This is a genomic window from Streptomyces sp. col6 (assembly GCF_008042035.1).
Taxonomy (GTDB): domain Bacteria; phylum Actinomycetota; class Actinomycetes; order Streptomycetales; family Streptomycetaceae; genus Streptomyces.
In genome coordinates, this window is the sequence record NZ_RDBL01000013.1 from 1,554,422 (window position 1) to 1,561,327 (window position 6,906).

Consider the following 6,906-nt stretch of genomic DNA (forward strand, 5'->3'; position numbering starts at 1 on the left):
GTGTCAGAGGCACTGGGGGCATCGGACCGTTACCAACGTCAGGTGTCACGGGGGTGACGCTCCTGACCGCGGCTGTCATGATGTGCCGATGCACGCGTCTCAGGGGAGAAGCGCCGGCCTGGGACTCGCCCTCGCCTCGGCCTTCGCATTCGGTGGTTCCGGAGTGGCGGCCAAGCCGCTGATCGAGGCGGGGCTCGACCCGCTCCACGTGGTCTGGCTGCGGGTGGCCGGCGCCGCACTCGTCATGCTGCCCGTGGCCTGGCGCCACCGGGCACTGGTGCGCGACCGGCCCGTGCTGCTGCTCGGCTTCGGGCTGCTCGCCGTCGCGGGCGTGCAGGCCTGCTACTTCGCCGCCATCTCGCGCATCCCGGTGGGCGTCGCACTGCTGGTGGAATACCTGGCTCCGGCGCTCGTGCTCGGATGGGTGCGCTTCGTCCAGCGGCGGCCGGTGACCCGGGCGGCGGCCCTCGGGGTCGTCCTCGCGGCCGGCGGCCTCGCCTGCGTCGTCGAGGTGTGGGCCGGGCTGAGCTTCGACGTGGTCGGGCTGCTGCTCGCGCTCGGCGCCGCCTGCTGCCAGGTCGGCTACTTCGTCCTCTCCGACCAGGGCAGCGGGGAGGCGTCCCCGGGCGGCGCGGAACCCCCGCATCCGGTCGGCGTCATCGCGTACGGGCTGCTGATCGGCGCCCTCGTGCTCACCGTGGTCGCCCGCCCGTGGGGCATGGACTGGTCGGTACTCGGCGGCAGCACGGTCATGGACGGCAACGACGTTCCGGCCTGGCTGCTGCTGGTCTGGATCGTGCTGCTGGCCACCGTCATCGCCTACGTCACCGGCGTGATCTCCGTACGGCTGCTGTCCCCGGCGGTCGCGGGCGTCGTCGCCTGTCTGGAGGCGGTCATCGCGACCGTGCTCGCCTGGGTGCTGCTCGGCGAGCACCTGGCCGCCCCGCAGCTCATCGGCGGTGCGCTCGTCCTGGCCGGTGCCCTCATCGCCCAGTCGGCCACGCCCCGCCCGCCGTCCGGACCCGTCGCCTCGGGGACGGGGGCGCGGGGCGCCGTCGCGGAGCGGGCCGACGCCCGGAGTCAGGACGCCGTCAGGTAGGCGGGTACGCCGATCGACGGGTCCATGTCGTCCGCCGGGACCGGTGCGGCGTACGCGGGGGCGACCGGGACGACGCCCGCCCAGTACGGCAGGCCCACGTCCCGGGGGTCGTCGTTCGGCCCGCCCGTGCGGATCTTCGCGGAGACCTCGCGCAGGTCGAGCCGGATGACCGCGGTGGCGGCGAGCTCCTTGCCGTCGGCCGGGCGTGAGTCCTTCGAGCGGCCCGGGACCACCTGGTCCACGATCGCGTCCAGGGCGATGCGCCGCTCCTCCGGGTCGGTCACCGGGTACGCGGTGCCGTGGACGACCACCGAGCGGTAGTTGAGCGAGTGGTGGAAGGCGGACCGGGCCAGCACCAGACCGTCCACGTGCGTCACCGTCAGGCACACGGGCAACCCCTCGTCACCGCCGCCGGCCGCGCGCAACGGCCGTGAGCCGGTCGAGCCGTGGACGTAGAGCCGCTCACCGACCCGGCCGAAGAGCGTCGGCAGCACGACCGGCGCGCCGTCGCGCACGAAGCCGAGGTGGCAGAGGTAGGCGTCGTCGAGTATCGAGTGGACCGTCCCCCGGTCGTACGCGGCCCGGTCGCGCGACCGGGTGGGGATCGTGCGGTCCGTCGGCTCGTAGCGGGCGGGGGCGTTCGGGGACGTGGTCTGCTGGGCTGCGGTCTCCGGCATTGCGGACTCCATTGCACTAGTGCATACTGTTGTTTGTGCTAGGAGAGTATCGGATCAGTGGGCGGCGTGCACAGGACATTGCCGCCAGCGTCGAACGCGGGGTCGGCTCCGGGGAGCTGATGCCGGGTCAAGTCCTGCCACCCATGCGTGAGTTGGCGGTCCGGTTGGAGGTGAACCCGAACACCGTCGCGGCCGCGTACCGCATCTTGCGCGAGCGCGGGGTGATCGAGACCGCCGGTCGCCGGGGCAGCCGGATCAGGCCGCGCCCCGCCAGCACCGCGCGCGGTTCGATGCGCGTCGAGGCGACGCCGGGCGTACGGGACCTGGGCGACGGCAGCCCCGACCCGGCGCTGCTGCCGCGCCTCGGCGAGGCGTTCGCGGCGGTCGCGGAGCGGTACGCGCGCGAGCCCGGCCTCTACGGTGAGGCGCCCGTCGACCCGGAGTTCGCCGCCCTCGCGCGGGCCGCCATGGACGCCGACGGGGTGCCCGCCGGGCCGGTCGCCGCCGCCTCCGGTTCGCTCGACGCGATCGAGCGGGTCCTCGTCGCCCATCTCAGGCCCGGTGACCCGGTCGCGGTCGAGGACCCCGGGTGGGGCGGGCTGCTCGATCTGGTGCCCGCCCTCGGCATGCGGCCCGTGTCCGTGGCGCTCGACGACGACGGGCCGTTGCCCGATGCGCTCGACGCGGCGCTCCGGTCGGGCGCGCGGGCCGTCGTGATCACGGACCGGGCGCAGAACCCCACGGGCGCGGCGGTCTCCGAGGCGCGCGCGGCGGAACTGCGGACGGTCCTTGCCCGCCACCCGGACGTCCTGCTCATCGAGGACGATCACGGGCACGCCATCGTCGACCTGCCGGTGTACCCGCTGGCCGGTGTCACGGACCGCTGGGCATTCGTCCGCTCGACGGCCAAGGCGTACGGGCCCGACCTGCGGGTCGCGGTGCTGACCGGGGACGCGGTGACCGTCGACCGGGTGTCCGGGCGGCAGCGGCTGGGCCCCGGCTGGGTCAGCCGGCTGCTCCAGCGGACCGTGGTGCACCTGTGGCGTACCGGCTCCGTGGACCCGCGCGAGGTGGCCCGGTCCTACGCCCGCCGCCGGGACGCCCTCGTACGGGCGCTGGCGGAGCGGGGCGTCGAGGCGTACGGCCGCAGCGGCATGAACGTATGGGTGCCGGTGAGCGACGAGACCGGGGCGGTGGCCGGCCTGTTGCAGGCGGGCTGGGCCGTGGCGCCCGGGGCCCGGTTCCGTATCTCCGCACCCCAGGCGATCCGGATCACCGTGTCCCCGCTCGCCGACGCCGACATCGCACCGCTCGCCGAGGCGGTGGTGCGGGCGGCGGGCCCGGCGAGGCCGCTGAGCTACGGGTGAGCGTGGGCCGGGCCGGTCACGTGCGCCGTCGGCCCTGGGTCAGGGCGGCGCCCGCCAGGACGATGAGCGCGCCGACCGGGGTGTTCCAGCTCAGCCGTTCACCGAGCACGGCGACCCCGGCGGCGGTGGCGATCACCGGGATGAAATAGGTGACCATCTGCGCGGTCGTCGGCCCGACCTCGTTCACCAGGCCGTACTGGAGCAGCACCGCGAGCCCCGTGCCCAGCGCGCCGAGCGCGACGACCGCGAGCGTGGGCAGGACCGGGAAGCCGCCGGGGACGGTGGTGAACAGCGGTGTGACGAACGCGAGTTGGACGGTGCCCAGGAAGAGCTGGCTGCCGGTGAGGGCGAGGGTCGACGCGCCGCTGCCCGCCAGCGTCCGGCGCACGTAGATCCACCCGACCGGGTAGCTGAGCGAGGCCAGCAGGGCCATGGCCGTACCGCTGAAGTCCAGTCCGGAGAAGCCCTGCCAGGCGCCGAGCACCGTCAGGACGCCCAGGAAGCCGAGCCCGAGGCCGGCCACGCGGCGCCGGGTCGGCCGGTCCTCCGAGAGGGCGACGAGCGACAGCGCCATGCCCCACAGCGGCGAGGTCGCGTTGCAGATGCCCGCCAGCGTCGACGGGATGCTCAGCTCGGCGTAGGCGAACAGGGAGAACGGCAGGGCGTTGAGGAAGAACGCCGCCACCGCCAGATGCCCCCAGGTCCGGGCCGAGCGCGGCAGCCGCTCCCGCTTCACCACCATCACCACCGCCAGGACGGCGGTCCCCGACAGCAGCCGTCCCAGTGTCACCTGGAACGGCGCGTAAGCGTCGGTGCCCACCTTGATCAGCAGGAAGCTGAAACCCCAGATGAGTGAGAGCGCCGCGAACCGCAGCCGCCAGTCCAGGGCCGGACGCCGGGCGGGAGCCGTGGCGGAAGCGGTGGCCGGTGCCTCGGGCGGTGCGGCCGGGGCGGCGGACGGCTCGGTGGCGGGTCTCGGTGCGGTCGGGGCGCTCATGAGGACCACGATGGCCACGTTCACTTCGTAGCACAAGTGAGAATATGTGCGCGGATTCGCGTAGCATCGCTTACATGTTGAACCTGGAGCGCCTGCGCACCCTGGACGCCCTCGCCAGGCTCGGTTCGGTCAGCGGCGCCGCCGAGGGGCTGCACGTCACGACGTCGGCCGTCTCGCAGCAGATGGCCAAGCTGGAGCGCGAGGTGGGCCAGCAGCTCCTCGCCAGGAACGGACGCGGGGTGCGGCTCACCGACGCGGGGCGGCTGCTCGCCGACCATGCGGCGCGCATCCTCTCGCAGGTGGAGCTCGCCCAGTCGGACATCGAGGCCCAGCGCGGCGAGGTGGTGGGCGAGATCCAGCTCGGCGCGTTCCCGACGGCGGCGCGCGGCCTCTTTCCCGCGACGCTCCTGTCCCTGCGCGCCGGCCACCCCGAACTGCGGGTGCGCACGCTGGAACTGGAGCCCGAGGCGGGCATCCGGGCGGTGCTGAGGGGCGACATCGACCTGGCGGTGGTGCTGGACTGGAGCAACAAGCGGCTCCCGGTGCCCGGTGGCCTGACCCGGGCCGAACTGCTCGACGACGCACCCGACATCGCGATGCCGGCGGACCATCCGCTCGCCGGCCGGTCCGAAGTGGACCTGGAGGACTTCGCCGACGACGACTGGGTCTCCTGGCCCGAGGGCGAATTCTGTTACGACTGGCTGATGTTCACGCTCCGCTCCAAGGGCATCGAACCGCGCATCGCCCACCTCGCGGGCGAGCACCACACCCAACTCGCCCTGATCGCCGCCGGGATGGGGGTGTGCGTGGCGCCCCGGCTCGGGCGGGGGCCGGTGCCCGAGGGCGTACGGCTCGTCCCCGTACGCCAGAAGATGCGGCGGCACGTCCACGCGGTGTGGCGGACGGACGCGGACCGGCGGCCGTCGATCCGGGCGGCGGTCGCGGCGCTGCGGGAGGCGGGCCGGGAGCTGGACGAATCCTTCGGGTGACGGGAGACGCGGTCAGGCCCCCAGCGCCTGCCGCAGGAAGTCCCGCTCCAGGAGCAGCAGTCCGCTCGCCGTGCGGTCCTCGCCCACCAGGTGACCGGCGCCCGACAGCGGCAGCACCGTGTGCGGGCGGCCGGCGGCGAGGAGGGCCGCCGACAGGCGCAGCGTGTGCGCCACGGACACGTTGTCGTCGGCGAGCCCGTGCACCAGCATCAGCGGCCGGGTCAGGGACGCGGCCTCCTCCAGCAGCGAGTTGCGCGCGTAGTTCTCCGGCAGGACGTCCGGGTGGCCGAGGAACCTCTCCTCCCAGTGGGTGTCGTAGAGCCGCCGGTCCGCCGGGGCCGCCCCCGCCACCGCCGCGTGGAAGACCTCGGGGTGCCGGAGCACGGCCGCCGCCGCGAGGTACCCGCTGAACGACCAGCCGCGCATCGCCACCCGGGTGAGGTCGAGAGCGGGGTGGGCACCGGCCGCCGCGTGCAGGGCGTCGATCTGGTCCTCCAGGACGGCCGTCAGCCGGTCCCCGTGCACCGACTTCTCCCACGCCTCGCCCCGCCCCGGCGTGCCCCGCCCGTCCGTGACCAGCACGGCGAAACCCTGCTCAGCGAACCACTGGGCCACCGCCGTCCACCACGCCCGCACCTTCAGCACGACCTGCATGCCGTGCCCGGCGTACGGGCTCAGCAGCACCGGGAGCGGTGCGTCGCCCGGCCGGTGCCACGACGGCAGGTGGAGCCGGCTGCGCAGCTCCCGGCGGCCCAGGCTCAGAGCCGACGGGCGCGGGACGACGAGCGGTTCTTCGGCCAGGACCGCGATCCGGCCGGTCTCCGCCCCGGAGCGCAGCACGGTCACCGTATGGCCGTCCGGGGTCCGGCTGTCGAGCACCACCGTCGGGCCGCCGGCCGCCGCGGTGTGCACACCGGGTGCGCCGGAGACCCGGACCGGGCCGCGCCCTGCCGTGTCGTACGACCAGACGTGGATCTCCGTCGGCTCCTCGCCGCCCGTGAAGTACACACGGCCGTCCGCCGCGCCGAGCACCTCGCGCACCTCCAGGCCCGCCGGTGTCGGGGCGCCGCCGATGTCCAGCCCCTGGGTGTCGCCGCCGGGGCGCGCCGGGACGACGAGCGCCCCGGACGGCAGGCGCAGCGGGGTGCCCGGACGCAGCGCCACCCAGGCGGGGTCCTGTTCACGGTGCACGGTCCTGGTGGCGCCCGTCTTCTCGTCCACCTCCAGGACGTGCACGGAACGCTGGTCCCGGGTCTGCACGGAGACCAGCGGGCCCCGGTCGTCCCAGCCCGCCGCCACCACGTACTCGAACGCCCGGTCCGTCCAGGGGCCTTCGGGGTGTCCGTCGCCGGCGGCTTCGGGGAGGCGGACGGCGGTGTGCTCGCCGGAGGTCCGGACCAGGTGCAGGGAGACCTTCGCGTTGGCCGTGCCGGCCGCCGGGTACGCGAGTACGCGGGGCGGGCGGTCCGGGTGGGCCGGGTCGGCGAGGTAGCGGCGTTCGACGCCGGAGGTGTCCACGCGGGCGACCAGGAGGGCGTCGCCGCGCGGGGCCCACCAGTAGCCGCGCGTACGGCCGATGGACTCCTGCGACACGTAGTCGGACAGGCCGTAGGTGAGGTGCGCGCCCTCCGGTTCGGCGAGCGCGCGGTCGCCGGTGCCGTCCACCCGTACGGTACGCAGCGCGCCGCCGGTGACGTACGCGATCAGCGAGCCGTCGGGGGAGGGGCGGGGGTCGACGGCGGGTCCGGCCGTCGGCAGCCGGCGGCCGGACCCGCCG

The 6,906-nt window shown here is 74.7% G+C and carries 6 protein-coding genes; 3 read left to right on the plus strand and 3 right to left on the minus strand.

Features of this window, described 5'->3' with window-relative positions; all coding sequences use genetic code 11:
- The first annotated feature begins 88 nt into the window (after nucleotides 1-88).
- Nucleotides 89-1,099: an EamA family transporter gene (locus tag EAO73_RS23775; protein ID WP_147973476.1), complete on the plus strand. Its 1,011-nt coding sequence runs from the start codon at nucleotides 89-91 to the stop codon at nucleotides 1,097-1,099.
- Here the strand turns inward: EAO73_RS23775 and EAO73_RS23780 are convergent.
- A complete protein-coding gene (locus EAO73_RS23780; RefSeq protein ID WP_147973477.1) occupies nucleotides 1,081-1,776 on the minus strand; it encodes a pyridoxamine 5'-phosphate oxidase family protein in 696 nt (231 codons plus the stop codon). The two genes, EAO73_RS23775 and EAO73_RS23780, sit on opposite strands and share 19 nt — an antisense overlap.
- 35 nt (nucleotides 1,777-1,811) lie before the next feature.
- On the opposite strand from EAO73_RS23780, the gene EAO73_RS23785 reads away from it, so the two are divergent.
- Entirely contained in the window at nucleotides 1,812-3,143 is a 1,332-nt protein-coding gene (locus tag EAO73_RS23785; protein WP_147973478.1) for an aminotransferase class I/II-fold pyridoxal phosphate-dependent enzyme, read from the plus strand.
- A 16-nt stretch (nucleotides 3,144-3,159) separates the two neighbouring features.
- Here the strand turns inward: EAO73_RS23785 and EAO73_RS23790 are convergent, their stop codons facing one another.
- A complete protein-coding gene (locus EAO73_RS23790) occupies nucleotides 3,160-4,140 on the minus strand; it encodes a DMT family transporter (protein ID WP_191134181.1) in 981 nt (326 codons plus the stop codon).
- Between the two features lie 74 nt (nucleotides 4,141-4,214).
- Here EAO73_RS23790 and EAO73_RS23795 point away from each other — a divergent pair, with 74 nt between their 5' ends.
- Nucleotides 4,215-5,129, plus strand: coding sequence for a LysR family transcriptional regulator (locus tag EAO73_RS23795; RefSeq protein WP_147973480.1), 915 nt, complete (start codon nucleotides 4,215-4,217; stop codon nucleotides 5,127-5,129).
- Between the two features lie 12 nt (nucleotides 5,130-5,141).
- Here EAO73_RS23795 and EAO73_RS23800 read toward each other — a convergent pair.
- The coding region (locus EAO73_RS23800) for a prolyl oligopeptidase family serine peptidase (RefSeq protein ID WP_147973481.1) at nucleotides 5,142-6,906 on the minus strand (1,765 nt) is incomplete at its 5' end.

What these genes read in the sequence shown, in the direction of transcription:
- EAO73_RS23775 (WP_147973476.1), top strand. Translation starts at nt 89, where the DNA reads ATGCACGCGTCTCAGGGGAGAAGCGCCGGCCTGGGACTCGCCCTCGCC.
- EAO73_RS23780 (WP_147973477.1), bottom strand. Translation starts at nt 1,776, where the DNA reads ATGCCGGAGACCGCAGCCCAGCAGACCACGTCCCCGAACGCCCCCGCC.
- EAO73_RS23790 (WP_191134181.1), bottom strand. Translation starts at nt 4,140, where the DNA reads ATGAGCGCCCCGACCGCACCGAGACCCGCCACCGAGCCGTCCGCCGCC.
- EAO73_RS23795 (WP_147973480.1), top strand. Translation starts at nt 4,215, where the DNA reads ATGTTGAACCTGGAGCGCCTGCGCACCCTGGACGCCCTCGCCAGGCTC.